The organism is Pseudomonas cichorii (assembly GCF_018343775.1).
GTDB lineage: Bacteria > Pseudomonadota > Gammaproteobacteria > Pseudomonadales > Pseudomonadaceae > Aquipseudomonas > Aquipseudomonas cichorii.
The window spans coordinates 932,911-957,038 of record NZ_CP074349.1 but is presented as its reverse complement, the minus strand read 5'-3'; the positions used below and the strand labels follow the sequence as shown (position 1 = coordinate 957,038).

General features: G+C 58.9%; 22 protein-coding genes and 1 pseudogene. 19 read left to right on the top strand and 4 right to left on the bottom strand.

Annotated elements, in window-relative coordinates; genetic code table 11:
* Positions 1-19: 19 nt before the first annotated feature.
* The 16 genes from KGD89_RS04255 to pcsA all read left to right on the top strand — a co-directional run bounded on the left by KGD89_RS04255 (position 20) and on the right by pcsA (position 18,736).
* Positions 20-292: a hypothetical protein gene (locus KGD89_RS04255; protein WP_025258573.1), complete on the top strand. Its 273-nt coding sequence runs from the start codon at positions 20-22 to the stop codon at positions 290-292.
* Complete coding sequence (locus KGD89_RS04250) at positions 285-1,163, top strand: toprim domain-containing protein (RefSeq protein WP_025258572.1); 879 nt, start codon at positions 285-287, stop codon at positions 1,161-1,163. Before KGD89_RS04255 ends, KGD89_RS04250 begins: the two co-directional genes overlap by 8 nt.
* The gene (locus KGD89_RS04245; RefSeq protein WP_025258571.1) at positions 1,150-2,946 is read left to right on the top strand and encodes a DUF927 domain-containing protein; all 1,797 of its coding nucleotides are present in this window, start codon (positions 1,150-1,152) and stop codon (positions 2,944-2,946) included. Before KGD89_RS04250 ends, KGD89_RS04245 begins: the two co-directional genes overlap by 14 nt.
* 328 nt (positions 2,947-3,274) lie before the next feature.
* Complete coding sequence (locus KGD89_RS04240; protein ID WP_074569153.1) at positions 3,275-3,622, top strand: hypothetical protein; 348 nt, start codon at positions 3,275-3,277, stop codon at positions 3,620-3,622.
* Entirely contained in the window at positions 3,619-3,978 is a 360-nt protein-coding gene (locus KGD89_RS04235) for a hypothetical protein (protein ID WP_025258570.1), read from the top strand. Before KGD89_RS04240 ends, KGD89_RS04235 begins: the two co-directional genes overlap by 4 nt.
* Entirely contained in the window at positions 3,975-4,910 is a 936-nt protein-coding gene (locus tag KGD89_RS04230) for an RNA polymerase sigma factor sigma-70 region 4 domain-containing protein (RefSeq protein ID WP_025258569.1), read from the top strand. Before KGD89_RS04235 ends, KGD89_RS04230 begins: the two co-directional genes overlap by 4 nt.
* A gap of 400 nt (positions 4,911-5,310) precedes the next feature.
* Positions 5,311-5,532: a hypothetical protein gene (locus KGD89_RS04225; RefSeq protein WP_162883707.1), complete on the top strand. Its 222-nt coding sequence runs from the start codon at positions 5,311-5,313 to the stop codon at positions 5,530-5,532.
* Between the two features lie 37 nt (positions 5,533-5,569).
* Complete coding sequence (locus KGD89_RS04220; RefSeq protein WP_200995351.1) at positions 5,570-6,058, top strand: DUF2335 domain-containing protein; 489 nt, start codon at positions 5,570-5,572, stop codon at positions 6,056-6,058.
* Positions 6,059-6,201: 143 nt separating this feature from the next.
* A complete protein-coding gene (locus KGD89_RS04215) occupies positions 6,202-6,405 on the top strand; it encodes a hypothetical protein (RefSeq protein ID WP_038399749.1) in 204 nt (67 codons plus the stop codon).
* An 86-nt stretch (positions 6,406-6,491) separates the two neighbouring features.
* Positions 6,492-8,084, top strand: coding sequence for a hypothetical protein (locus tag KGD89_RS25940; RefSeq protein ID WP_025258566.1), 1,593 nt, complete (start codon positions 6,492-6,494; stop codon positions 8,082-8,084).
* Positions 8,084-10,354: a hypothetical protein gene (locus tag KGD89_RS04205; protein WP_025258565.1), complete on the top strand. Its 2,271-nt coding sequence runs from the start codon at positions 8,084-8,086 to the stop codon at positions 10,352-10,354. The genes KGD89_RS25940 and KGD89_RS04205 overlap by 1 nt, the downstream gene beginning before the upstream one ends.
* Positions 10,355-10,391: 37 nt before the next feature.
* The gene (locus tag KGD89_RS04200; protein ID WP_025258564.1) at positions 10,392-10,793 is read left to right on the top strand and encodes a hypothetical protein; all 402 of its coding nucleotides are present in this window, start codon (positions 10,392-10,394) and stop codon (positions 10,791-10,793) included.
* Between the two features lie 1,693 nt (positions 10,794-12,486).
* Positions 12,487-12,696: a DUF4224 domain-containing protein gene (locus KGD89_RS04195; RefSeq protein WP_038399748.1), complete on the top strand. Its 210-nt coding sequence runs from the start codon at positions 12,487-12,489 to the stop codon at positions 12,694-12,696.
* Positions 12,697-13,296: 600 nt separating this feature from the next.
* Positions 13,297-15,675, top strand: coding sequence for a TonB-dependent siderophore receptor (locus tag KGD89_RS04190; RefSeq protein WP_025258559.1), 2,379 nt, complete (start codon positions 13,297-13,299; stop codon positions 15,673-15,675).
* 188 nt (positions 15,676-15,863) lie between these two features.
* Positions 15,864-17,879 carry a metallophosphoesterase family protein gene (locus KGD89_RS04185; protein ID WP_025258558.1) on the top strand — a complete coding sequence of 672 codons (2,016 nt, stop codon included), beginning with the start codon at positions 15,864-15,866 and terminating at the stop codon, positions 17,877-17,879.
* Positions 17,880-18,016: 137 nt separating this feature from the next.
* Positions 18,017-18,736 carry a phosphatidylcholine synthase gene (gene pcsA, locus KGD89_RS04180; protein WP_025258557.1) on the top strand — a complete coding sequence of 240 codons (720 nt, stop codon included), beginning with the start codon at positions 18,017-18,019 and terminating at the stop codon, positions 18,734-18,736.
* 54 nt (positions 18,737-18,790) lie between these two features.
* On the opposite strand, the gene KGD89_RS04175 is transcribed toward pcsA, so the two are convergent.
* From KGD89_RS04175 to KGD89_RS04160, 4 genes are all read right to left on the bottom strand, one after another.
* Positions 18,791-19,999, bottom strand: coding sequence for a sugar transporter (locus KGD89_RS04175; RefSeq protein WP_117148178.1), 1,209 nt, complete (start codon positions 19,997-19,999; stop codon positions 18,791-18,793).
* A gap of 253 nt (positions 20,000-20,252) precedes the next feature.
* A complete protein-coding gene (locus KGD89_RS04170; protein ID WP_025258555.1) occupies positions 20,253-20,642 on the bottom strand; it encodes a DoxX-like family protein in 390 nt (129 codons plus the stop codon).
* Positions 20,635-21,078, bottom strand: a complete 444-nt coding sequence (locus KGD89_RS04165; protein WP_025258554.1) for a thiol-disulfide oxidoreductase DCC family protein — start codon at positions 21,076-21,078, stop codon at positions 20,635-20,637. The genes KGD89_RS04170 and KGD89_RS04165 overlap by 8 nt, the downstream gene beginning before the upstream one ends.
* Positions 21,079-21,202: 124 nt before the next feature.
* Positions 21,203-21,544, bottom strand: a complete 342-nt coding sequence (locus KGD89_RS04160; protein ID WP_025258553.1) for a zinc ribbon domain-containing protein YjdM — start codon at positions 21,542-21,544, stop codon at positions 21,203-21,205.
* 141 nt (positions 21,545-21,685) lie between these two features.
* Here KGD89_RS04160 and KGD89_RS04155 point away from each other — a divergent pair, with 141 nt between their 5' ends.
* The 3 genes and pseudogenes from KGD89_RS04155 (at position 21,686) to KGD89_RS04150 (ending at position 24,128) form a co-directional block, all read left to right on the top strand.
* Positions 21,686-22,339, top strand: coding sequence for an HD domain-containing protein (locus KGD89_RS04155; RefSeq protein WP_025258552.1), 654 nt, complete (start codon positions 21,686-21,688; stop codon positions 22,337-22,339).
* Positions 22,340-22,565: 226 nt separating this feature from the next.
* Positions 22,566-22,997, top strand: a pseudogene (locus KGD89_RS26305) (MCP four helix bundle domain-containing protein); the annotation flags it as partial.
* Positions 22,977-24,128 carry a methyl-accepting chemotaxis protein gene (locus KGD89_RS04150; RefSeq protein ID WP_404940689.1) on the top strand — a complete coding sequence of 384 codons (1,152 nt, stop codon included), beginning with the start codon at positions 22,977-22,979 and terminating at the stop codon, positions 24,126-24,128. The pseudogene KGD89_RS26305 and the gene KGD89_RS04150, both read left to right, overlap by 21 nt.

The following is a 24,128-nucleotide window of genomic DNA, read 5'->3' as shown; positions in this document are numbered from 1 at the left end:
TAGGCCCAGGGAGAAAAACATGAAAGTTCAAAACGGCGCACTTGCGCCGACGGGATCGGCTTGCCTGAAAAAAGCCAACGAGCTGTTTTTTGTAGTTCATCCGAAAGTGCCCAAGCCGCTGCTGGGGCCATTTTTGACGGCTGCCGATGCAGAGTGCGGTCGGGTAGTTATCCGCAGTGCTGGCGCTGTCGTAGAGTCTCGCCCTGCCGCGTGGATCGACGACACCACCCACTGGCATGCCGTCAATAACGGTCAAGTCTGCCGGGTGTTTGCGGGGGTAGCCCATGAATGATGCGGCCGTTCTTTTCCGTGACGCCCTGCAGGCCGCCTCTGGCCGGCTCGATTGGCTGCCCGAAGGCGATGGCGAGATTCACCGGTTCCACGTTCCGGGCGACCGAAAAGGCTCGCAGAACGGCTGGTATGTGCTGTTCCTCGACACAATCGCATCCGGCGCGTTCGGTAGCTGGAAGGAAGGCGGCACCAGCACCTGGTGTAGCCGAGAGCCGGCCGACCCGCACGAAGCTGAGCAGGTGCGCCAGCGCATCGAGGAGGCCCGGCGCCGGCGAGAGGTAGAGCGCCAGCGCCGGCAGCGGCAGGCGGCAGAGGTCGCACAGCGCTGGTGGGGCAGCGCTCGCCGCGCAGATCCGACGCATCCCTATCTGGTGGCCAAGGGTGTTCGAGCGCACGGGCTGCGCCAGCGCGGTGATGACCTGCTGATCCCGCTCTACGCCAACGGTCTGCTGGTCAACCTGCAGCGGATCGCCCGGGACGGCGGCAAGCGCTTCCTGTTCGGCGGCAAGATTCAGGGTTGCCATTCCCCGCTGGGCGTCATCGTGCCAGGCCAGGCGCTTTGCATCTGCGAAGGCTGGGCCACCGCCGCCACGCTCCACCAGAGCGGCTATGCCGTAGCCGCCGCGATGAACGCCGGCAATCTCAAACCGGTGGCGCTGGCGCTCCGAGCCAAGTACCCCGACCTGCAGATCATCATCGCTGGCGACGACGACCGCCAAACCGACGGCAACCCCGGCCGCACTTTCGCCAATGCCGCCGCAGCCGCTGCCGGGGCGCTCGTGACCTTCCCAGAATGGCCCGCCGATGCGCCGCTGAGCCTGACGGATTACAACGATCTCGCCGTATGGAGCAAAGCCCATGGCATCGCCTGAAAACAACGTCATCAACCTGCGCCCGGACGCGCCAGCAGTCGAGCCTGAGCGGCCCTGCTGGGCGGTGTACGAGCAGTGGGTTACCAATGAGAAGGGGCGTCGCCTCAAGCCCGGCGTGTACTGGCACGGCTACAAGCGCCCGGCCGGCGACGATGAGTCAGAAGACGACACCGGCAGGCCCACTGTCGATGAGTGGGTCTCCACTCCTGTAACCGTGGTTGCGCGCACCACCAATAGCGACGACGGCAGCGAGGGCCGATTGCTGCGCCTGCTGACCGACAGCGGCGCCAAAGAATGGATCATCCCCATGGAAGTGTTCGGCGGCAGCGGAGAGGACGCCCGGCGCCAGTTGTTCGGCATGGGCGTCATCATCGCCATCAAGAAGCGCGGCCTGTTCATGGAGTACCTGCTCGATCAGCGCCCGGCCGAAGTATTCGCCACCACCAGCAGACCGGGGTGGCATGAGTCGGGGGCATTCGTGCTGCCTGGTCGAACCATTGGCAGTGACAAGGTGCGGTATCAGGCCAGTGCCCAGGCCCAAGTGCTATTCAGTCGCCGCGGCGAACTGGAGGGCTGGAAAACCGAGGTCGCAGCCAAATGCGAGGGCAACCCGGTACTGACCTTGGCAATCGGTTGCGCGTTGGCCGGCCCTTTGTTGAGTCTGGTGGGCGTGCTGGGCGGCGGTGTTCACCTGGTGGGAGACAGTTCTAGCGGCAAGTCGCTGGCGCAACTGATCGGCTCGTCAGTGTGGGGCGACCCCGGAGTGTTCGCCGCGTCTTGGGATTTGAGCAAGGGTGGTCTGGAGATTGAGGCATCGAGCCGCAATGACACCATGCTGCCGCTGGACGAGATCAAGCGCGCCGATCCCAAGCGCGTACAGGAGATGGCTTACAGCCTCGCCAACGGGCAAGGCAAGGGCACCATGACCCGCGACCGTGGCGCCAGGGGCAAGCTGAGTTGGCGACTGCTGGCGCTCTCCAGCGGCGAACGGTCCCTGTCCGAACATGCGGCCATCAGCGGTAACAGCGCCCACGCTGGCGCCGAGCTGCGCATGGTCGACGTGAACGCCGGCACCCGCAGGCACCGTGCCTTCGACGAACTCCACGGGCTGCTGGGCGCGGACTTTCACCGTTCGCTGACTGTCGCAGTGGGCGCCCACCACGGCCACCTTGGGCCGGCTTTTGTAGAGAAATTGCTGATCGACTTCGACAAGGCCGGGCTGCTGCAGGACTTCGCCGGCGTGCGCGTCCGGTTCACCGAGGACAACGCCCAGGCCGGCCGGGTGGCGGATCGATTCGCAGTGATCGCTCTGGCCGGGGAAATGGCCATCGAGTACGGCCTGCTTCCTTGGGCGCCGGGCAGCGCCCTGGCCGACTGCCTTCTGCTGTACGGGGAATGGCTGGACCGAGTAGGCAGCGGCAACGCCGAAGACCGCCAGATCCTCGCCGGCATCTTGGACTTCATCGACAAGCACGGCAGTAGCCGATTCTCGGACGTGGATGACCCCATGCCCGACACCAAGGTATTCAACCGTGCCGGGTACTGGGAAGTGATCGGCACCAAGCGGCTGTATCTGTTCAACAAGTCCGGACTGGTTGAGGCCGCGAACGGCTACGGTCTGAGCCGGGTGGTTAAGGCGCTGGAAGCCGCTGGCGTCTTGGCCAAGCGAGACACCGACCGGGAGAGCCGCAAGACCAAGAAGTACCGCTTGCCTGGCAACGGCTCAGCGCGCCTTTACGTCGTCGATGCTGAGGCGGCAGACACCGAGGGCGCAGCTCAATGACACGCCAAACCGCAATGCCCGAATACACAGGAACCTATTTTCTTGGGGAACAGGGGGAACGGGGGAACAGCCAGAAAATACGGGGCTTTGAGCTGTTCCCCCTTATTAAGTGTTTGGGGAACAGGGGGAACACAAACATGTTTTTGAATATAAAGCCGCATGTCTTTCCTGATATTTGGTTATCACTGTTCCCCACTTTTTCGGATGGGGAACACGTACCCCGTCTGAAAGCCCCGGAAACATTGGCTGTTCCCACTGTTCCCCCGTTCCCCCGATTTTTTTTCACAGGCACATTTGGGCATAGCTGCAAATCGGTCGAGGTGGCGCCATGAGCCTCCTTTCCGATCTGCTGGCGAGCCTACCGCCGACTTCTGCTGGCGCTGGAAAACCGAGACAGGAAAGCCGGCCGCGGCTGGCGCTGGTCGAGCGTAGTGCGGCGCCTGTGGCTGGTGGGCGCGCTCCAGCACCAAGTCCTGCACGCGACAGCACAAAGCCGATTCCGAACACCTGCCCAAACGCCGCCAGCGCCTCACCTGAATGGCGCAAGGCACGCGACCAGTACCTGAATCACGTTCTGACCTGTCAGAGCTGTTACGCGCCCTCAGCTCGCTACTGCCCGACTGGCGCCGCCCTGCGCGCCACCTACGAAAACACGCCTATGGAGCCAGCCCAATGAGCACCCAATCCGTACCCACCCCATCGCCACTGTGTGAGGCTGGCCAGCCTCTGAGCCGCCTTGCCGATCAAGCACTGGAGAACTCCCGCCAGCGCCTTACCGCGGGGTCTGCAAAAGTTTTGCACCCCCTTGCGCCAGCGCCGATACGCAGTACCGGGCACGTCACCACCGGCCCGACGGATCGCTACACGTTCCTAAAGGGCCGCGCCTGGGCCTGCGATATGGCCTCATCACTGAGCGCCATGCCGGTGGCGACAGTGATCGAGCGCCTGACCGGTGCGACGGATGGCAAACCACCCAGCTACGTGGCGGGCGTCCAGTCTGTGATCGAGGCTCTGCAGGAGGCAAGCCGATGAGCTTTGAAACACCGGGTTGCAAAGCGCAGAGGCTGAAACAGGGGGTTGCAGAAGACCAGCGCCAACGGGTCATCGATCTGCGCAAGCGCCATTCATACCGGGAGGTTGCCGCCATGACCGGGCTGGCCATAGGCACGGTGAAGACGATCGTTTCCAGATCGGGAGCCGGCCGCGACAACGCCCACCACCGCGCTTTCTTCACCTTGCCGCCCATCAGGTCCAGCACCGAGACACTGCCCAGCGTGCCGGAGCTGCCGCCGCAACAGAGGGTTACAGGTGACAAGGAGGTCGACGCAGTGTTGTGGCTCCACTCCGTAATCAAGACCGGCCAGACGGCCATGATCGACCTGGCCATGCAGGCGGCCAAGAAGATCAAGACGCCGCTGGATGTACTGGAAAAGCGGTACCGGGACTTCATTGTCATGACCAATCCTGGCAATCCATTCGCCGCTCTGTCGTCGTTCGGGTTTGGCGATCTGGAGCGGCTGGCTGAAAGCTCCACTCGTGCGCGTGGCTTGCACCTGGAGGCATATGCACGCTTTGATGACCCGCTTGCTGAAACTGAGCCCGACATGTTCTGTATCACGGGGCTGCAAAGCTTGGAGCGGGCGGGGAAGTTCGGAGACTTCGACAAGGCTGAGGTGGCCGAGCGGTTCAAGGCGCACCCGGATCTGATGCCCAACACCCTGGCCGACTGCCTGCATGAGCTGGGCTATTGGAACCAGCTCTATCTGCTACGCAACGCGGTCGACCGTGACGCAAGCGACGGCTGGGCCGAGTCAACCGCTCGGGACTGGTTTGTGTTCGGCCTGCTGGCGGAGATCCGGCCCCGGAACAAGACCGAAGCTCTGGCAGTTTTCCGGTATCTGGTCAGCAGCGAGCGGGACGACATGGCAGAGAGTGAGGCCATTCTGTGTAATCTGATTGGCTGAGGTAGACCGGAGCGCCTCGGTCGTTCGCGCCACGTTTTCGCTTGCTCACGTTTCGTGGCGCGTGACACCTGCCATGCTCTAGAAATGAAGGATGACAGGCCGCTATCAGGAGATTTTGTAGGATAAAAACCATTACCAACGTAAGTATTTAACCATAGACATTCAGAATCGTCTCGATTAGTCGAAGCAATGATGGAACCCCTTTGCTCAGCATCCGACTAAGCTATAGTTCATAGCGCGCCACGTTTTCGTGAGATCGTATTTCGTGGCGCGTAAATTCACTAGGTTTGTTTGATGGAACATGTTTAGGTGTATAGAATCCATCGCCCGATTTCTGGGAAGAAATAGGTAATGAGTCTGGATGTGGTAACGAACCATGGAGACAGACCAGGAGAATCACATGCTCACAGGTTTCATGAAAAACAGAACGGTGCGTGCAATTGGCAGCGCCATGGATGTGTATCCAGTAGGTGACTATTCGGAACACTCCAAACCGAGCAGTCCTTCCATGGCAATAGCCACTTATTGGAAGGAGACAGGGAAGTACTTAGGGAAAGCCATTGAACAGCACGACGAGACGTCAAAGCATAGCGGGCATGCGGCGGACTGCAGAGCCTCCTGAAACGGGTCAAGCCAACTCACAAGAGTTAGCCCAACTCATGAAATCCCTGAAATCTGGGGATGAACTGACTGCTGAACAGCACTCGATTCTAGAGAACGTTTTGTCAGCCGCAGCAAAAAAAGAGCCAGAGATGGTTGCTCAGATAGCCTTTCAGCAAGAAGTCTATGCTGGTCCGCTCCCTCACCCCGACCAGCTAAATAATTACGATGAGCATACAAGACGCCTTATTGTTGAGATGGCAGTGCGAGAGCAGGCGCATTACCATCATATGCAGTCGAAAAGCTTGTCAGGCGCAATTTGGAAGGATCGGATCGGGCAAACCTTCGGTTTCGGTATAGCACTCGCAGGTTTAGGCGCTGCAGCATGGATTGCACAATATAGCGCTGTCGCGGCTGCCATAATTGGCACTCTAGACTTACTCGGTATGGTAGGGATATTTGTAGTGCCGAGAGCTTTTGAGCAGCGTGCTGCCGCTAGGTCTGAGCAGCCAAGCCCTCCCAAGAAAAGAGCTGCACGCAAAAGATAATTTAAGCCCGTCCTTAGCCGGGCTTTGGCCTCTGTTCCTCCCACAGTCATGTCTGTCCGCCTTAGATATAGGCCAGAACAGGCTGAGTTCCAAAGCCGCCCCGGTCACATATACACAGGCCATCACAAGCTTGGAGGCCGACCATGCAGCACATCACCAATCATCCCTTCTGCTCAGCAAGCACTCTTGTGGTGTTTGCGGGCCAAACACGGCCAGCCAAAGAGTGGGCGCTTATCCAGGGCATCAAGTGGCAGGCGCTCAGGATGCGGCGCTACCGGGGCATGAGCTGGAGCGAAGCTTTGGGTGAGGTTCGGCGCGGCCCACGACCGCAACGGGCGGCCTACTGAATCAGCGCAGATACCGGTTGTGAGCGGGTCATGAGTCACAAATTCTCTAATTGTGACTCACCCACTCATTCAGCCGGAGCGCTCCCATGGCGACCAGCAAAGACTACGACCCGATTCTGGCCGGCGATATCGTCCAGGCAGCAGACGCGAAGCGCAAACAGACCTCGTTCGACGCCACCAACTCCCCCCAGTACCTGTCGAAGCCTGTACCAGTCGCAACGCCAGCACCTACCGGCCCTGTTGGTCGCGCCGCGCAACAAATGGCCGCTGCCTCGCCTGCGCGCAGTCTTGCCGATGCTTATCCAACAGGCATTGGTGACGGCAAGAGAGCAATCTATGCCGGTGTGGGAGGCAATGGCGAAGCATCATTCAGCGATGCCCCCTCAAGCATCAACACCGTTGGCCCGAACTTCACTGCCCCCGACGTGCCACAGGCTCAGCGCATGACATCGCTGGCTGATGGCTGGCGATCTGGTGCAGGACAGCAACCTGCAGTTAATCAGCCTCGAACCCTGGCCGATCTTGGCACCGTAAGAAACATGGGCGATGGCATAGGCACATTCAGCCAGGCAGAGCCCGGTGATGCTGCATTGGCCTCGACACGCTTCCAACGCGCAAACGATGAGCGCCAGAAGTACCAAGACAACCAGCGGCTTAACCTCGCCAATGCTCGTCTCGCCCAGGACCAGAATTTCACCGTGGTTCGTGACAGCAGTCGCCGACCAAGCCTGAGTGACGCGCTCTACGATCAGGGTCGCCAACAAAACACACAGAACCTCCAGGGTGCAGTTGCCTCGGCGCAAGGCCAGATCGATGCCGGTCGCGCCGGTCGTGCTGCCGATCAGCAGCAGCGCCAGGCTCTGAGGCTGGAAGATGCATTTCAGGCGGCATCGTCGCCGAATGCAACGCCCGAGCAGCAGGCCGCCTACCAGCGACTGGCTGACCCACTCAACGAGAAAGGCCTCAAGCGCCAGCAGATCCAAGCGGACATCGATGCCAAAAATGCCAGATCGGAACGGGACAGAGCCGAAGCCGCGAAGGCCCAGCGTAACGTCCGCGGCCTGCCTGCCGCCCTGCAAAAGCTGGAAGACGCTGACATTGAGGCCGTAGGGTCTGTGAGGACCATGACCGGAGCGCTGGACAAGATCGACTCTCAGATCAGCGATGGAACGCTGAAGTTGGGCCTGGTCGACAACGCCACCAGTGCGGTCAGAAATGCGTTCGGCGATAGTGACCAGACCAGCGCCAACTATGCCTCGATGCTGGCGACCATGGAGAAGCTGCGCAACGAGAGCCTGCGCCTAAACAAAGGCACCCAGACCGAAGGGGATGCGCAACGCGCATGGAACGAGCTGTTTACCAACATTCGAGATCCGAAGATCGTCCAGCAGCGAATCAAGGAGATCAACGGATACAACGGCCAGGCCGCGGCGCTTCGCAGAGCAACCATCAATAACCGTAGGGCAAACCAAGGCTTCGATGCGCTCGACGTAGACGGGTTGCTCGACAGCACAATGCAGGCTTCACCCGCTACACCGCCCCAAGCGCAGCAGCAGGTTCCCAGCCCGTCACCCTCTCAAGGACCGGTCTACACCATCTCGACCGATGAGCAATTCGCCCGCCTACCTTCGGGGGCTGAGTTCATCGACCCACAAGGGAATCACAGGAGGAAACCATAATGGCCTCTTGGGACGACGCACCGATCATTACGCCGGCATCAGATCTTCGGCAGCAACCAGCTCCGCAGCCCCAGGCGCCCGCACAGCAAGCGCAACAGATTGGCCAAGGTTTTGCGTGGGAAGCCGCCCCCATCGTCACCCCAGCCAGCCAGCGACAACCGACACCGCCGCCTGCAGGTCAAACTGCTCAACCTGCACCACAGCCGGAAAAGCCTTGGTACAGCCAGCCATTCAGCGACACCAAGGAGAACCAGGGTGCGGGCACAGCAGCCATTCGTGGCGTGGGTGACGGCATTACGTTTGGGTTTCAGGACGAGATTCTGGCCGGCCTGGATGCGGCTGTTCAGCCTCTGATCCCCATCCCTGAAAACGGATCATCTGCGCCTACATGGAGTGAGCGATACGACGAGAACGTTGCCAGCCAGCGGGCACTGCTGAGGGCAGGCCAAGATCAGCACCCAATCACATCAGTTGCAGGCGCCGTAGTAGGCGGCATTGTTCCGGCCCTGGCCTCTGGTGGTATGTCGCTGCCGGGAAGTGGCGCCGCCGCAGCGGCCCGCCAGACAACTGGACGCGCAATGGTGCAAGGCGCTACCACTGGCGCAGCCTATGGCGGGCTGTACGGGCTGGGCACTGCAGAAGGTGACATTGGTGACCGTGTGCCTGGCGCGCTGCAAGGCGCGGCTTTGGGTGCGGTTGTAGGCGGCGCTGTGCCAGGGGTGATTGGCGCGGTCAAGGGCGTGAAAAACGCAGTGTCCAGCCCAGAGGTCCGTGCGCAGTCGCAGCTCAACCGAGCGCTGGAACGGGACAACCTCACCCCGGAGCAATTCCGCAACCAATTCGATGAACTGGACACCCTGCACCCAGGAACAGCAATACCTGCTGACGCTGGTGGAGAGAACGTGCGCGGCGTGGTGGAGCGGCTGGCCAACACACCAGGCCAATCCCGCACAACCGTGACCGACACGCTGTTTGGTCGGCAGGCCGGGCAGCGCGATCGCATCGAGGCCGCTCTGCAAAAACTCACCGGTACCCATAAATCGGCGTACCAAGCCACTGAGGATGTGGTGAGAGAACGTGCAGCCACAGCAGCCCCGCTGTATGCCGCCGCTCATGCCGAGGAGGTGCCGTGGAGCGAAGCACTAGAAAGCCTAATGACCAGACCCGCCATGCAGAAGGCCTACAGGGCTGCCGAGGTCAAAGCAGCCAACCAAGGCCGGCAATTCGATGGAACATTTGCCCAGATTGGTGCTGACGGCAAGATCGCCACCAAGACCGTGCCGCGCATTGGCGACCTGGACATCATCAAGCAGAACCTTGATGACCAAATTGAGGGGCTACTGGGTTCTAACCAGCGCTCAAAGGCGCGAGACATCATCGCGATCAAAAACGAGCTCCTTTCGATCATGGACGCGAGCGCCCCAACCTACGCCAAGGCGCGGGCGGCATTTGCCGGGCACACCGCCTACAAGAACGCTATCGAGGACGGCAAGACTATCCTGGGCAGCGGCAAGAACTCAGAACAATGGGCGGCAGAGGTGTCGCGACTCAGCGCATCTGAACAAGAGGCTGTCCGCATCGGAGCCCTCCAGGCCATTGTCGACAAGATCGGCAATGCGCGAGGGGAATTGCCCGATGTGGCTGGCTTCCTGAGAACCCCTGAAGGCAGGAAGAAAATCGCCGCCATACTCCCGGATGATGCTGCTCGAAAGCAGTGGACGCAGACCCTGGATCAAGAGCTCAGAGTCTCCGGACTGACGCGCCGCGCCACGTCGGGCTCTGCTACTGCTCGCCGAATTGCGGAAAGGGATGATGCCAGCGGGATTATCGAAGACCTTGCCGTGGCGGCGCTCGCTCCAGGATCGGCAACAACAGGCATCTTGCACACGCTGCTTCGCCGCCTACCACGCGCAGCGGGCGCGAAGATCAATGAGCGGTCTAACCGCATTCTCGCCAATGCCTTGACCTCCACGTCGGGCCTGGACGCCCTGAACGGCGTGCTGCCGCGAGCAATGGTCGGGCGTGAGGCGCCTGCCGCTGCCGGGGTCGCTGCTGGTCAGTATGGGGCCGGAGTGGCAGAGCGGCGCAACGAACCAGCCAGGCGCCGTGAAGAACGCCGACGGATCGAGATTCAAGCGGCTACCACCGGCTACTACCAGACCCAGCTCGCAGCTAATGCTGCTCTACGCGAGGCGGGTATCAAAGATGGCTATGAATCCTACCGGGCCGATGGAACTGGCGCCTGGGCGATCCGCCGCAAGACCAACTGATCCGCACACCACTTAAAATCACTCCGAGGAATTACCCATGAGCAACGCAAAAAAAGCACGTACCCAAAACGCCCTGCCAGCGCTCACTGATGCGCAACTCAACGAATTGGCTGACAAGCTGGTCGACCGTATGGCGGACGATCTGGCCGAGCGAGTTTTTCTGAAAATGGCCGAGCGCCAGGGCGCGGCACATCAGCAGCAGGTGGCGGCTGAACAGTCACAAGCAATGCAGGCAGCTGAGTTCGACAAAAGCCTGGCACAGGTCTATGCGCGTTATCCGTTCCTGAACGACGCCAGCGCAGAGGCGAACTTTGAAGCGATCAGAGAAACCCTGGATCTGACCAAGGCTTTGGAAGATTCGGGCATCTCCGTTGCTGATGCGGTGTGGCAGGCGGCAACCAAGGTTGGGCCAAAGTACGAAACTCACCCGGTTCACTGATACATGGCGCGACTCTGCTCATCCGCAGCAGAGCCGTGCAGACCTTCACAGACTCACGTGCTCTTGGCCGCGCACTTCCTGAATACAAGCCCACCGGTTCGCGCCTGTTCCAGTCACATAATGTCCGGCCCATCTCGATCTCATCGGATGGCTGGCCATGCAAGCAGTGACCTTAGAAAACACAGCGTTCTCATTCCCTCGCATGCCCAAGCGCCCCACCGTGTGCGCTGGTGCTACTCCCGTCACCCTGAACGGCGAGACGATGCCAGCGATGGTATGGGCGACCAGGCTGGGGCTGAAATGGTCCACGGTGAAGATGCGCAGGCATCGAGGAGACAACTGGACAGAGGCCTTGGCACCAGAGCTGCGCAGGACCACGTTCATGTCGGGCTGGCGGATGCACGGCTAACGGCTCGACGCGGCCTGAGCCGGAATGCTGCTCAATTTCGCGCACTGATTTCGCGCAGTCTGGAGTGCGCGAAGACTCGTCCAACTGTGCCTGCCGGGCAGGACAAGTTCTGGCCGATCGGCAAATAAGTCCTGCTGGATGATGGGCAGATAGACAACACCGTTGTACATCGCGACAACACCCCCTACGAGCGCGAGCACTCCGTTGGCAGGAGTGAACGAATCGTTCAGCCCCGCGCTGGCACAGTAAAACATCGGCTAAATTTTCAGCCGATCTCCTCGACCAAGGGAGTACGCACTCAACTGGTACGCAGTGAGGTACGCAGGCTTTACGTGCGTACACGCGAGATCATGTACGGTAACGCTCATACCGTTACTTGGGCGTTAGCGAGCTCAATTCCCCCCCCCCCTTAACGTTAACCTACTGTTAAAGCACCGTGCTCTAACGTGCGGCGACTCGACAGGCTTCCAGCGCCAGCACCTGCCATGCCGAAATGGGGGGCCAGGCCCATGGTCCAGATTTGGACCATCCACCAGCGGTGGACAGGCCCAGTACTCATTTGGGAATGTTCCAACGAAATTCGTCGGAACAGATGTGTCCTGGGGACAGATTTCAAATCAACGTGAAACGTACTTTTGAGCAAGCGTACGTATTGCGTCCGGTTGATGACTCCGTACGAAATTCGTCCGAAGTCATATGCGGTTGGCTGGGCCTAGATACGGGATTTTCCCGTATTTGGACCTGCCAGCCGGGTCAGATTGAAACACCGGGTTTCAGTTCACTGGTCTGGTCTGGGGAGTCGAAATTACCAATATTGGTAGTCTCGACCTTGGCCAGCCAGAATCAGCACTCTGCGCCAGATCCGGCAGCCAGTGCCGCCCTGGGCTGGTAAAGGTGATCGAGGCTCACATTTAACCGGTGGCGAGTTGGCCGCCTGCAGGAGTGGTGAACATAACCACTCCCTCGATACAGGGTGCTGGTATCCACTCGGTATCCACGGATCTGCCTGGTTACCACTGCCGGTTACGCTGCCATGGTTACGGGCAAGGTTACGCCGGTGGGCGTGTAACATGTCGTGCGTCACGCGACAGTTTCCAGGGCAAGGTTTCCACACAGGTTGCCACGGAATTGCTTGGCAACCGGCTGAGTTATCTGGATGGCTGCCGCTATACCGAAATTGGGAAACTACCCAGATGCAGGGTAGTTTTGCGATCTGCTCGTAAAAGCCGGTCGATCCGGAGCCGATTGCTCGACGGAGTGGACAGGAATAATCGAGGAGCGTTGATGATTGAATTTCTCACCCATGAAGAAGTGTGCGAACTCACCGGTGCCCGTACCAAAGCAGGCCAGATATTGAACCTGAAGAAAAACGGGATCAGGCACACTGTCAAGATGAATGGATGGCCGTGTGTCACGGTTTACGCCGTCACAGGACAGGGATCAAAAACAGATCAGGTGCCAGTACCAAAATGGCAGCCCAATAAAGCGAAGTAGGCTCCGCAGATACCATTCGTCGGAGGGAATAAATAGGCGTCTTAGCGTGAAGAATCAGCATCCGGGAAGTCCAAAATCCCACCCAGCAATCGGCACCGTGTATCCCCATGTGTATCCCTACAAAAACACAAAAAACAAAACTACTTTAAATTCAGTATATTACTGATCAGGTTCAAATGACTGTGTACCACCAAGTTCAACAAGAAGCCCGCCTCGTGCGGGCTTTCTTGTTTTTGGCGTTCAGCAATCCTCTCCCACACCCTCGAATACTCCAATTCACCCGCTCGATAATCCTGAGCCACTGTCTTCTGATTCCACCACCTGTCGGATAAAGCCAAGGCTCTAGACTGAGCTTCTTCATCCTCAGCAGGCCCACAACCCAGCCAGGCTTGCATCACAGAATGCCTCACCATCAGGCACGCAAGGCATCGGCGCAGAAACGAACACAAATAAAGGAGCAATTGCAAATCGTTTGTATTTACATACTTGTGAAAAAATTGTTAAATCCTGCGCTTCACGCTGCCCTTTGCCATGTCGAGCGCCCCCCGCTACGCCTCTCGCAAAGCTGCCAAGTCTTCATGCCCCTCTAGGAATCACGAGATGCTTCGTCCCTTTATTCCCACGTTGACCGGTGCCCTGGCACTAGGCCTTTCGGCCGTTGCACTGGCTGCTCCTGTCAGCTTGAACCTGCCATCTCAATCCCTGTCGTCGTCTCTGACTCAACTGAGTCAGGTCAGTGGCATGCAAGTGACCTTCGATGCCCAGTCAGTCGCAGGCAAGCAGGCGCCAGCCGTACGCGGCAATCTGGAGCCGGCGCAAGCGCTGAATCAGTTGCTGGCCGGTAGCGGTCTCGGCGCAACCGTGCAGGGCAATTCTGCTCAGGTCTTCCGGCAGCAGGCAGAAGGTCCGGTATCGCTGGGTAACGTGAATATCAATGCCGATACAAGCCTTGCCGGGGTTGCGACCACCGAAGGCACCAAGTCCTACACCACAGGCTCGATGAGTACAGCGACCAAACTGCCATTGTCGATCCGTGAAACACCTCAGTCGGTCAGTGTCATCACGCGCCAGCGAATGGATGACCAAGGCATGAATGACCTCAACGACGTCGTCAAATACGCACCGGGCGTGACCCTGCGCAAGTTCGGTCAGGATCGTCAGCAATTCCTGGCACGCGGATTTACCATCGATAATGTGATGTACGACGGTTTGCCGAGCAGTCTTGGAACCTTCACCCAAGACACCATTTCCGAAGCTGATCTGGCCATCTACGACCGCGTTGAAGTGGTGCGCGGTGCTACTGGCCTGATGACCGGCGCAGGTAACCCGTCGGCAACTTTGAATATGGTGCGTAAGCGTCCTACCGCAACGCCGCAGGTCAGCATCACCACCAGCGCTGGCAGTTGGGATCGCTATCGCACTGAAGTCGATGCCTCCAACAAGCTGAACGAGTCCGGCACTGTGCGTGGACGCTTTGTGGCAGCTTATGAAGACAACAAGAGTTTTGTCGATGAACGCGACAAACAGCGCCAGACCTTTTACGGCATTCTGGAAACCGACCTGAACGATGCCACCACCTGGAGCATCGGTGCCTCCAAGCAGCGCGATGATGCGACTTCGGACTGGGGCAGCCTGCCGTCCGGCCCGAATGGCGAAAACCTGCACCTGTCGCGCTCCACCTTCCTGAGTAACGACTGGGCCTATTGGGACCGCGATAACGTCAGCGTATTCACCGACCTGACCCACCGCTTCGACAATGGCTGGAACGCCAAGCTGGCAGCCGCGAAGATCTGGGGCGAGTCCAATACCTTTTCCAGCTACCTGAACTACGGTGGCAGCACTGGATTTACCCAGTCTTCCGGCCAATACGATACTACCGATGTGCAGACCAATATCGACGGCTCCCTCTCCGGCCCGTTCCAGTTGTTCGGACGCGAACATGAGTTGACCATCGGCGCGAGCCGTCGTCAGGAGAAATTCGATCAGGTCGGCGGCTGGTGGTCAGCGTCCCCGTCCGTAGATATCTATAATTTCAGCCATAGCGTTATCGCCAAGCCTTCCCGGGCTGACCGCAATGCCTACCAAAGCAAAAACACATCGACTGAAAAGGCTGTTTATGCAGCGGCCCGTTTCAACCCGATCGATCCACTGCATGTCATCCTGGGCAGCCGACTGACCTGGTATGACTACAACAACCGTACTGGCGAGGGCGACTATAAAGTCACCCAGGAAGTCACCCCATACGCGGGCATTATCTATGACCTGAACGATACCTATTCGGTCTATGCCAGCTACACCGAGATCTTCAAACCGCAGAGTGAAGAAAACGCCTCCGGCTCGGTGCTAGACCCGATGACAGGTGAAAGTTATGAAATCGGCCTGAAAGGTGAATACTTTGAGGGTGCACTGAACGCCTCGGTAGCTCTGTTCGACATGACGCAGCAAAACCGTGCTTACCAAGTACCGGATCAGAGTGTCTGCACCGGCAATCGGCCTGGGACCAACTGCTACGCAGCCTCTGGCGAAGTTCGCAGCCAAGGTATCGACACCGAGATCAGCGGTGCCCTGACTCCGAACTGGCAGTTCTCCGCAGCCTACACCTATGTGCTGAGCCAGTACGTCAAGGATGCCGTCGAGCGTAATGAAGGCCGTCTGTTTGCCGCGGACCAACCCAAGCACCTTTTCAAGGCCGCGACCAGCTACAACCTGCAAGGCGACTTGAGCAAGTGGCGCGTCGGTGCAGACGTTCTTGCCCAGAGCGAAACCTTCAACCGTGTCGGCACCGGCTACGCGACTCAGAATGCTTACTCCGTCGTCGGCCTGATGGCTGGCTACAAGTTCGACGAGCACTGGGATGGCCGCGTCAACTTCAATAACGTGTTCGACACCAAATACTGGCAGGGCATCCCGACCGGTACCGGTAGCGGCGTCTACGGCGACCCGCGCAACCTGATGTTCTCGCTGAAATGGACACTCTGATACCTCTGACGAGTTGATCCGCTCCACAAAAGCCGATGCCAGACCCTCTGGCATCGGCTTTTTCATGCCCGCTCTTCGGTATCGTTTTGAAACATTCTGTTCCGAATGCCTGACAGCGCCTGGAGGAATTTTTCACACAGCCTGCGTTACCATTTCTGGTCGAAATTCAGTCAGAGCCTGAACCCAGGATGTCCGTACCCCCCGCCGAAAAGCTTCCACCCCTACCCGCTGTACTCGCTGGCCCTCTCTTGCGTCGTCAGGAAGCAAACCGTCTGGTGCTATGGCTGACAGGGTCACAAGCGCTTTCCCTGACCTTGCGCTTGCAATTTACCGACGCCAACGGGGCACGAACCTGCACGGACTATCCTCTTGATGCCGGGCAGTGCAAGGTCATCGCCGTAGGACGCCATGCCTTTGTGCATCTGATTGACGTGAAGCTGGATACCGAACTGCCCAAGGATGTATTGATCGATTACGACCTGTTGATCGATGACGAACGACACAGCGGCATCGCCGACTGGGCGCCTCATTTGCTGTACGCCGAAACCGACAGCCCGAACTTTGTGGTGCGCAGCAAGATCGACCATATGCTCCACGGCTCATGCCGCAAACCGCATCATCCTGCGACTGACGGCCTGTTGTGTGTTGATCGTCTGCTGGCCGATACCAAAGATCCGCTGGATCGCCCGGCACTGCTGATGATGAGCGGCGATCAGGTTTACGCCGACGACGTTGCCGGCCCCATGCTGCGTGCAATCCATGCCTTGATCGAACGCCTTGGCCTGTTCGGGGAGCGGCTTGAAGGCGCGGTGGTCGATGACAGCGTCGATCTTTATCAGCATCCGGCCAGCTATTACCAGCGCGCCGATCTGCTGCCAGCCCTCAAGAGCAACGACACTCTGCGCGAGCGGTTCTTTGGCGGTGTCAGCAAGCCGGTTTTCACCAGCAGTTCGGCGGATAACCACCTGGTCACGCTGGCTGAAGTCATGGCAATGTATCTGCTGGTCTGGTCGCCAACACCCTGGACGCTGATCGAACCGGACATGCCGAAGCTCGACGCCGAACAGCGTGAACGCTATGCCAGAGAGCAGCACCTGATCGACGATTTCAGAAACAGCCTGGGTGGCGCTGCACGAGCGATGGCGCATCTCCCGTGCATGATGATTTTCGATGACCACGACATCACCGATGACTGGAACCTGTCGGCCAATTGGGAAGAAAGCGCCTACGGCCATCCGTTCTCCAAACGCATCATCGGCAACGCCCTGCTCGCCTATCTGCTGTGCCAGGGCTGGGGCAACAACCCCGATGCGCTTGATGATCTGATCCAGCAGGTCGAGGCGTTGAGCACCGAGGTCAAGGAGCATGACAATCGCTGGGCCAGCAAGACCCAGGATGCCGTGATCGACAAACTGCTGCACTTCCAGCAATGGCACTACGTTTTACCTACCAGCCCGGCGCTGGTGGTGCTCGATACCCGTACCCGGCGCTGGCGCAGTGAGTGGAACTTCAGTCAGCCCTCAGGCCTGATGGACTGGGAAGCGCTCAGCGAACTGCAGCAAGAGTTGCTCGACCACAAGGCCGCAATCATCGTGTCGCCAGCGCCCGTGTTCGGGGTCAAGCTGATAGAGGCTATCCAGCGGGTATTCAGCTGGCTCGGTTATCCGTTGCTGGTGGATGCGGAAAACTGGATGGCGCATCGCGGGGCCGCACAGGTCATTCTCAACATTTTTGGTCATTCCAGGACGCCGGGGAACTACGTCATCCTTTCCGGAGACGTGCATTATTCGTTCGTCTACGAAATCCTGATTCGCAAGCGCAGCGGCGGGCCACGCATCTGGCAGATCACCAGCAGCGGCATCAAGAACGAGTTTCCCCGCCGCCTGCTCGACACCTTCGATCGCCTGAACCGCTGGCTCTACTCGCCGCGCTCGCCGCTCAACTGGTTCACCAAACGTCGGCGCATGAAAGTCATTCCGCGCACGCCGCAACACAGCAAGGCCGGTGAGCGGTTATGGAATTCGGCAGGTATCGGCCAGGTCTTCTTCAATGAGCGTGGCGAACCGACCCTGATCAATCAGCTCAACGCTAATGGCTCTGCGCCCACCTGCTTCGTCGAACCGGAAGAGTACAAGGACGAGCGGTCCTCGCCGGACAGCAGTTTTCTGGAAAATGACGGCAAAACGAGCGATAGTCACCGCTGAACCTTATCGGCGATTGCCGGGTCGATAGTAGCTACCAGATTTTGTGAACACTGCTACGCCCGGCGTTGCTGCGTTTTCACACAATCTGAAGGTCTTATTTGTAACACTGACACGCATTACTTTCTGGAGAGCGTCCCGTGATAACCAATCAACGCATAGCCAGGCTTAACGCATGGGGTGCTCACGGCTTTACCGCCACAGGCGTAGTCCTTGCGTTTCTGGCAACCATTGCACTGTTCAATAATGAGCCCAAGGCCTGTCTGCTCTGGCTGGGCGTCGCCCTGATCGTGGACGGCGTCGACGGCTCGCTGGCGCGCAAGGTCAACACTCACTCGGTACTGCCGCACTTCGACGGCTCGGCACTGGATCTGGTGATCGACTATCTGACCTACGTCTTTATCCCGGCGTTGTTCATTTACCGCTATATCCCGTTGCCGGAATTCACCCTGCTGTTAAGCATCTCGATCATTCTGGTCTCGTCGCTGTTCTGCTTCTGCAACGTCGACATGAAAAGCAAGGACAACTATTTCCAGGGCTTCCCGGCCGCCTGGAACGTGGTCGCCCTGAGCCTTTACATTCTGTCGCCAACGCCTTGGGTCACGTTCCTGACCATTGTCGGCCTGGCGCTGCTGACGCTGACCCGCATGAAATTCCTGCATCCGTTCCGCGTGCGCAAGTTCATGCCGATCAATATCGCGGTCACCACGGTCTGGCTGCTGTGCAGCGCCTCGCTGATCATCAACCACCCACACAATGGGCCGATGATCATGGGGCTGTGGTTCGCCATGTCGGCCTACTTCATGGGGATCTGTATCTGGAGAACATCCCTGGAGTGGCTGGGCAGGCTCAAGGCCTGAAGTCCAGAGGAAGGAAACGCAGGGGCTGTTGATCTCTCAACAGCCCCGATCAGGTCAACACTTGCTGTCGGCCTGCAGCGCAGCAGCAGAATCCTGTTTGCTGAAAAGGTAAGTACTCACGCAGCACAGCAGTAACCCGCCAACGGCCACCAGGCCACCCACGATCCCTACGTTTGAAACGCCCAACTGGCTGCTCACCACGCTGCCCAGCAGGGCACCGCCGCCGATCCCGATATTGAAGATGCCCGAAAACAGCGACATCGCCACGTCGGTAGCATCCGGCGCAAGGGTCAGGACTCTGGCCTGCAGCAGCAGCCCGAAACACATCATGGCCATGCCCCACACCACACTCAATGAACCGAGCGCAGCCGCCTGACTCGAGAACGGCAGCAGCATCAACAGGCACAGCGCTACCAATGTGATGGATGCGATCAACAGGCCATTGGGGAAGCGACTGCTGAACAGGCTGAACACGATGGAACCGATGATCCCCGCGCCGCCAGCCAACAGCAGCAACACGGTCGTCATCTCGCCGCTCAGGTGCGCCACGGTCTGGGCAAAGGGCTCGATGTAGCTGTAAGCAGTGAAATGCGCAGTGACGACGGTCGCGGTCAATGCATAGATGGCTACCAGCCGTGGACGCTTGAACAGGATCGGCAGGCTTCTGAGCGAGCCGGAGTTCTGGCTGGGCAACAGCGGCAGCGTGCGGCTCAGCAGCAATACAGTCAGCGCGGAAATCCCGGCAATGCCCATGAAGGTCGTGCGCCACCCCAGCGCCTCGCCCAGCACACGTCCCAACGGAATACCCAGCACCATGGCCAGCGAAGTGCCTGTTGCCAGCAAGCCCAATGCCTGGACCTGCTTGCCCGGCGGCGCAATGCGCACGGCAAGCGATGCGGTGATCGACCAGAAAATCGCGTGAGCGAAGGCAATCCCGACGCGGCTGACCAGCAACATGCCGAAGCTTGAAGCCGTGGCCGAGAGAATATGGCTCACGACAAACAGCATGAAGATGCAGATCAGCAACTTGCGCCGCTCGATGTTGCGGGTGATCAGCATCATCGGCAGGGACATCAGCGAAACGACCCAGGCATAGATCGTCAGCATCAGGCCGACCTGCGCCGTGGTCATGTCGAAGCTTTCGCCAATATTGCTCAACAGGCCAATAGGCACGAATTCGGTTGTATTGAAAATGAAGGCAGCCAGCGCCAGGGCAATCACGCCAAGCCAGCTACCGGTACGAACCTCTGGAGGGGTATTCATCAAGAATGTGCAACGCTCAAAGGAGTAGCCGTTCGCCATGCATATGAATCCTGCATGGCACCTGTACCGCAAAATCAGGCCAGCCCCCTTCGGCAACAAACGCAAAAACGCCCCGCCCGTGAATGCATGAACGAGCGCAGCGTGCGATGTGGATTATTGTGGGTATGGGGGATACAACCAGATGACGCGAATTCTACGTCTGGATCGCATGGATCACAACACGTGAGCCTGTGCGGTGACAGCCGGTAGCCGTTCAGCCTGCCGGCTTTCGTTGCGGGCGCTCGGCCAGCCAGGCCACGGCGCACAAGGCCAGACCGGCCCCGTTCAGGGAAACGGGATTGAACGCCTGAACAAGAAAGTGAGGGCTGACAAGAGCCACATCAATCAACAGCACGGCGAGCACGACCGCACTGATAATCACTGAAGCTCGCTTGAAATACCCCGAAAGCAAGCAGACAGCCAGCCCGATTTCCGCAGCACCACTCAACATGGCAACCCAGCGCGCATCAGCAAAACCGTGGGCCTGGATCATTTCCAGTTCACCCGGGCTGAGCCACAGGATCTTCGGCACCAGCCCATGGTAGAAGAACATCAGTGCCAGACCGGCACGGGCGACCCAGGCAATGCGTTGCAACTCACTCACGGGCCGCGGCCTTGAGAAAGCGTTGCTCATGGTCGGCCGTCGGCAGCAGACAACTGTCGTAACGACCAAACAGGCGATAGCGGTTCAAGGCAATGCGATCGTATCCCCAGTCGCGCAAGGGGCGCGGCACAATGCGTAACGCGACCAGCCAGGACCAAGGCTCCGGCATCTGTCGCATGACGTACAGAAAGGCATCGGAGCGCAGCAACGCGCGGTCATTGACGATCACCGCCATGGTGTCGAACTGATCGACCGGCAAGCCCGCCCACTTCAGCAGCGCCTGCCCTTCAGTGGACTGCACGGTGGCCAGACGAATACGCCGGGAAGTGTCGTACCGGATGAGAAACTTCGCCCAGCCGTTACACAGTTTGCATACGCCATCGAACAGCACGACGCACTCATCGGCCTGCAAGTAAGGCGCGGGGGTTGAAGGCATGTGGTTCTCTCCTTGAAGAGCCGTCACTCTACCCTAGCGCGGTGCAAATGAACCTAAAACACAAACGCCTCGCGGTCGGGAAGCGACCGGCGAGGCGTTCAGGTCAAGCGATGCAGCACTAGACTCAAACCTTGCGCACGAACTCGGATTTCAGTTTCATGGCGCCGATGCCGTCGATCTTGCAGTCGATATCGTGGTCGCCGTCCACCAGACGGATATTCTTGACCTTGGTGCCAACCTTGACCACCAACGAAGAGCCCTTGACCTTCAGGTCCTTGATCACGGTGATGGTGTCGCCGTCCTGCAGCACGTTGCCGGTAGAATCCTTGATGACTTTCACATCTTCGGAAGACTCTGCACTGCTGCCGTCAGCAGACCACTCATGGGCGCATTCCGGGCAGACCAGCATGGCGCCGTCTTCATAGGTGTACTCGGAATTGCATTTCGGGCAGGACGGTAAGCTCACAGCGTTTCTCACATCGAAGGTGGGGAAAAACCATGGATTATAAAGGGTTTTTCCGTTTTCAGGGGGATAGCGCTCTGCAACCCTGTCGAACGCCGTTGCAGAGGGTGCTTTACTTGTACAGGTTTCTTCAGGATTTCATCGATGACATACGCCGGTTTCGCTCCCTTTCAAGACCTCGCCAGATTGCTGATCCCGCACACTCAAGCGAAGAGGTTCGATGGTTCACACGATATCTCTCACTTGTTGCGGGTCTGGAAGAACGTCTGCGCCATTCGCAATCATGAGGGCGGGGATCAGGAAATCCTCCTGGCGGCGACCGTACTGCATGACTGTGTCTCGGTCGAAAAGGATTCGCCCTTTCGCGCCAGCGCTTCACGGCTGGCAGCGGCCAAGGCAACGGAGCTGCTGACCGAAACGGGTTGGGACGAGACACGAATCGCCGCTGTGGCCCATGCCATCGAAGCGCACAGTTTTTCGGCAGCCATTACCCCTGTGACACTCGAAGCCAGAATCCTGCAGGACGCCGACCGGCTCGACGCCATGGGCATGGTGGGCGTGGCTCGCGTGTTTTATGTATCGGGACGGATGGGCAGTTTTCTCTATGATTCGCAGGACCCTCAGGCGGCCGATCGGCCTTATGACGACAAGCATTTTGCGGTCGATCACTTTCACACCAAACTGCTGAATCTGGCCGATGGCTTCCAGACCCCTACCGGCGCGCAAATGGCGCAGGTCAGGCATACGCGATTGAAGCGGTTTCTGGATGAGTTGATGGAAGAAATAGGCGCGTCCTGAGCATGTCGCAGATTTTTGACGCCAAAATCACCCGACACCATTGGATGTCATAAAGACATCACATAACAGCCTTATAAACGGCTCTTCGAAATGCCGCCTATAGGGGTTGTTTGCCGTGAAAAAATTCCTGCCTCGTTTTTTGCGCAAGCAATCCGGAACGACGGTATTGCGCCGCTTCAAGATCACTTCGCGCCTGGTGCTGTGTTTCGGCATCACCTCGTTGCTGATGGTTGCGCTGGGAGCTTTCTGCCTGTTTCAGATGCAGGATATTCGCAATCAGGGAGAAGCCGTGGAGAGCGGCGCCCTGCCCAGTATTGCGATGGCCGATGCCATTGCGATCAACCTGGTGAAGCTGCGCAGCGAAACCACGCGCCTGATTGCCAATGCCGATGATCCTGGTGCGGTGATCAACAGCAAGATCAACGTCGAACAACTCAAGAATGAAGTCGAGAAAGGCTTCACGGACTATCTGGCCCGTGTGCCTGCTGGCACCGAGCATGATTCGATCATCGCCTTGCAGGAAGCCTATAACGCATTCATGCCCGGCCTTCAGGACGAGATAGGCCTCATCGAGCAAAACAAGCTGGACGAAGCCCGGATGCTGTCCAACACCATGCTGTCCTTGCAGGGCGACCTGATGGACATGCAGGTGCAACTGCTGCGCGAACTCAACAAGCAAAGCGCCGCGACTGCCGTCGAAGCTGCCAGCGCCAGCTACAACCAGACCCGCATCATCGCCCTGAGTGCCATCGGACTGGCCCTGGCGCTGACCCTTTTGCTGGCGTGGCGCTTGAGCGTGAGCATCATCCATCCCGTGCGTCATGCGCTGCACATTGCCAATACCATCGCCGAAGGCGACCTGACCGAACAGGCCATCCCTCAGGGCAAGGACGAGCCCGCGCAACTGCTCATGATGCTGGGGCGCATGCGCAGCAACCTGCACGGCACCATCGACCAGATTTATGCCGCAGCGACCCAGCTTTCCCAGTCCGTGCAGGAAATGGGCACCATCGCAGAGGCCAGCGCGCTCAACCTGCAGATGCAAAACAATGAAATCGAACAGGCCGCCGTCGCCGTCAACCAGATGAGTCAGGCAGCGGTGGAAGTGGCAGGCAATGCCAGCAATACCGTGACCGAATCGGAAGCTTCCAATCACGCGGCAGCACAAGGTCGGGACAGGTTGTCGGCCACCATCAGTTCGATCAAGGAACTGACCAGCAATGTGCTGGACTCCTCCCATCAGGCAGAAGGACTGGCCGAACGGACCCAGAATATCAGCAGCATTCTCGATGTGATTCGCGCCATCGCCAACCAGACCAACCTGCTGGCGCTCAACGCTGCCATTGAGGCTGCAAGGGCCGGTGAAGCGGGTCGCGGATTTGCGGTTGTCGCCGATGAAGTACGCTCTCTGGCGCAACGCACCAGCGCCTCGACAACGGAAATCGAAGGGTTGATCAACGGTGTTCAGCAAAGCACTCAGGAAACGGCAAATGCCCTGCGCCATACCGCGACCCAGGCCAACCAGACGCTGGAACAGGCAGCAGCAACGGGTGAAGCCCTGACGGTGATCATCAGCTCGACCACGACCATCAACGACCGCAACCTGATGATCGCCAGCGCCGCCGAACAACAGGCCCAGGTGGCCGGTGAAGTGGACCGTAACCTGAGCAGCATTCGCGACCTGTCCAGCCAGACGGCATCGGGCGCACAACAGACCACCGTAGCCAGCAACGCATTGTCGATGCTGGCCACGGATCTGAACATGATGGTGCAGAGGTTTGTGCTTTAA

Bases quoted from the DNA above. Each gene is read 5' to 3' on its own strand.
- KGD89_RS04255 (WP_025258573.1), top strand. From the start codon at position 20: ATGAAAGTTCAAAACGGCGCACTTGCGCCGACGGGATCGGCTTGCCTG.
- KGD89_RS04250 (WP_025258572.1), top strand. From the start codon at position 285: ATGAATGATGCGGCCGTTCTTTTCCGTGACGCCCTGCAGGCCGCCTCT.
- KGD89_RS04245 (WP_025258571.1), top strand. From the start codon at position 1,150: ATGGCATCGCCTGAAAACAACGTCATCAACCTGCGCCCGGACGCGCCA.
- KGD89_RS04240 (WP_074569153.1), top strand. From the start codon at position 3,275: ATGAGCCTCCTTTCCGATCTGCTGGCGAGCCTACCGCCGACTTCTGCT.
- KGD89_RS04235 (WP_025258570.1), top strand. From the start codon at position 3,619: ATGAGCACCCAATCCGTACCCACCCCATCGCCACTGTGTGAGGCTGGC.
- KGD89_RS04230 (WP_025258569.1), top strand. From the start codon at position 3,975: ATGAGCTTTGAAACACCGGGTTGCAAAGCGCAGAGGCTGAAACAGGGG.
- KGD89_RS04225 (WP_162883707.1), top strand. From the start codon at position 5,311: ATGCTCACAGGTTTCATGAAAAACAGAACGGTGCGTGCAATTGGCAGC.
- KGD89_RS04220 (WP_200995351.1), top strand. From the start codon at position 5,570: ATGAAATCCCTGAAATCTGGGGATGAACTGACTGCTGAACAGCACTCG.
- KGD89_RS04215 (WP_038399749.1), top strand. From the start codon at position 6,202: ATGCAGCACATCACCAATCATCCCTTCTGCTCAGCAAGCACTCTTGTG.
- KGD89_RS25940 (WP_025258566.1), top strand. From the start codon at position 6,492: ATGGCGACCAGCAAAGACTACGACCCGATTCTGGCCGGCGATATCGTC.
- KGD89_RS04205 (WP_025258565.1), top strand. From the start codon at position 8,084: ATGGCCTCTTGGGACGACGCACCGATCATTACGCCGGCATCAGATCTT.
- KGD89_RS04200 (WP_025258564.1), top strand. From the start codon at position 10,392: ATGAGCAACGCAAAAAAAGCACGTACCCAAAACGCCCTGCCAGCGCTC.
- KGD89_RS04195 (WP_038399748.1), top strand. From the start codon at position 12,487: ATGATTGAATTTCTCACCCATGAAGAAGTGTGCGAACTCACCGGTGCC.
- KGD89_RS04190 (WP_025258559.1), top strand. From the start codon at position 13,297: ATGCTTCGTCCCTTTATTCCCACGTTGACCGGTGCCCTGGCACTAGGC.
- KGD89_RS04185 (WP_025258558.1), top strand. From the start codon at position 15,864: ATGTCCGTACCCCCCGCCGAAAAGCTTCCACCCCTACCCGCTGTACTC.
- KGD89_RS04175 (WP_117148178.1), bottom strand. From the start codon at position 19,999: ATGAATACCCCTCCAGAGGTTCGTACCGGTAGCTGGCTTGGCGTGATT.
- KGD89_RS04165 (WP_025258554.1), bottom strand. From the start codon at position 21,078: ATGCCTTCAACCCCCGCGCCTTACTTGCAGGCCGATGAGTGCGTCGTG.
- KGD89_RS04155 (WP_025258552.1), top strand. From the start codon at position 21,686: ATGACATACGCCGGTTTCGCTCCCTTTCAAGACCTCGCCAGATTGCTG.
- KGD89_RS04150 (WP_404940689.1), top strand. From the start codon at position 22,977: ATGGACATGCAGGTGCAACTGCTGCGCGAACTCAACAAGCAAAGCGCC.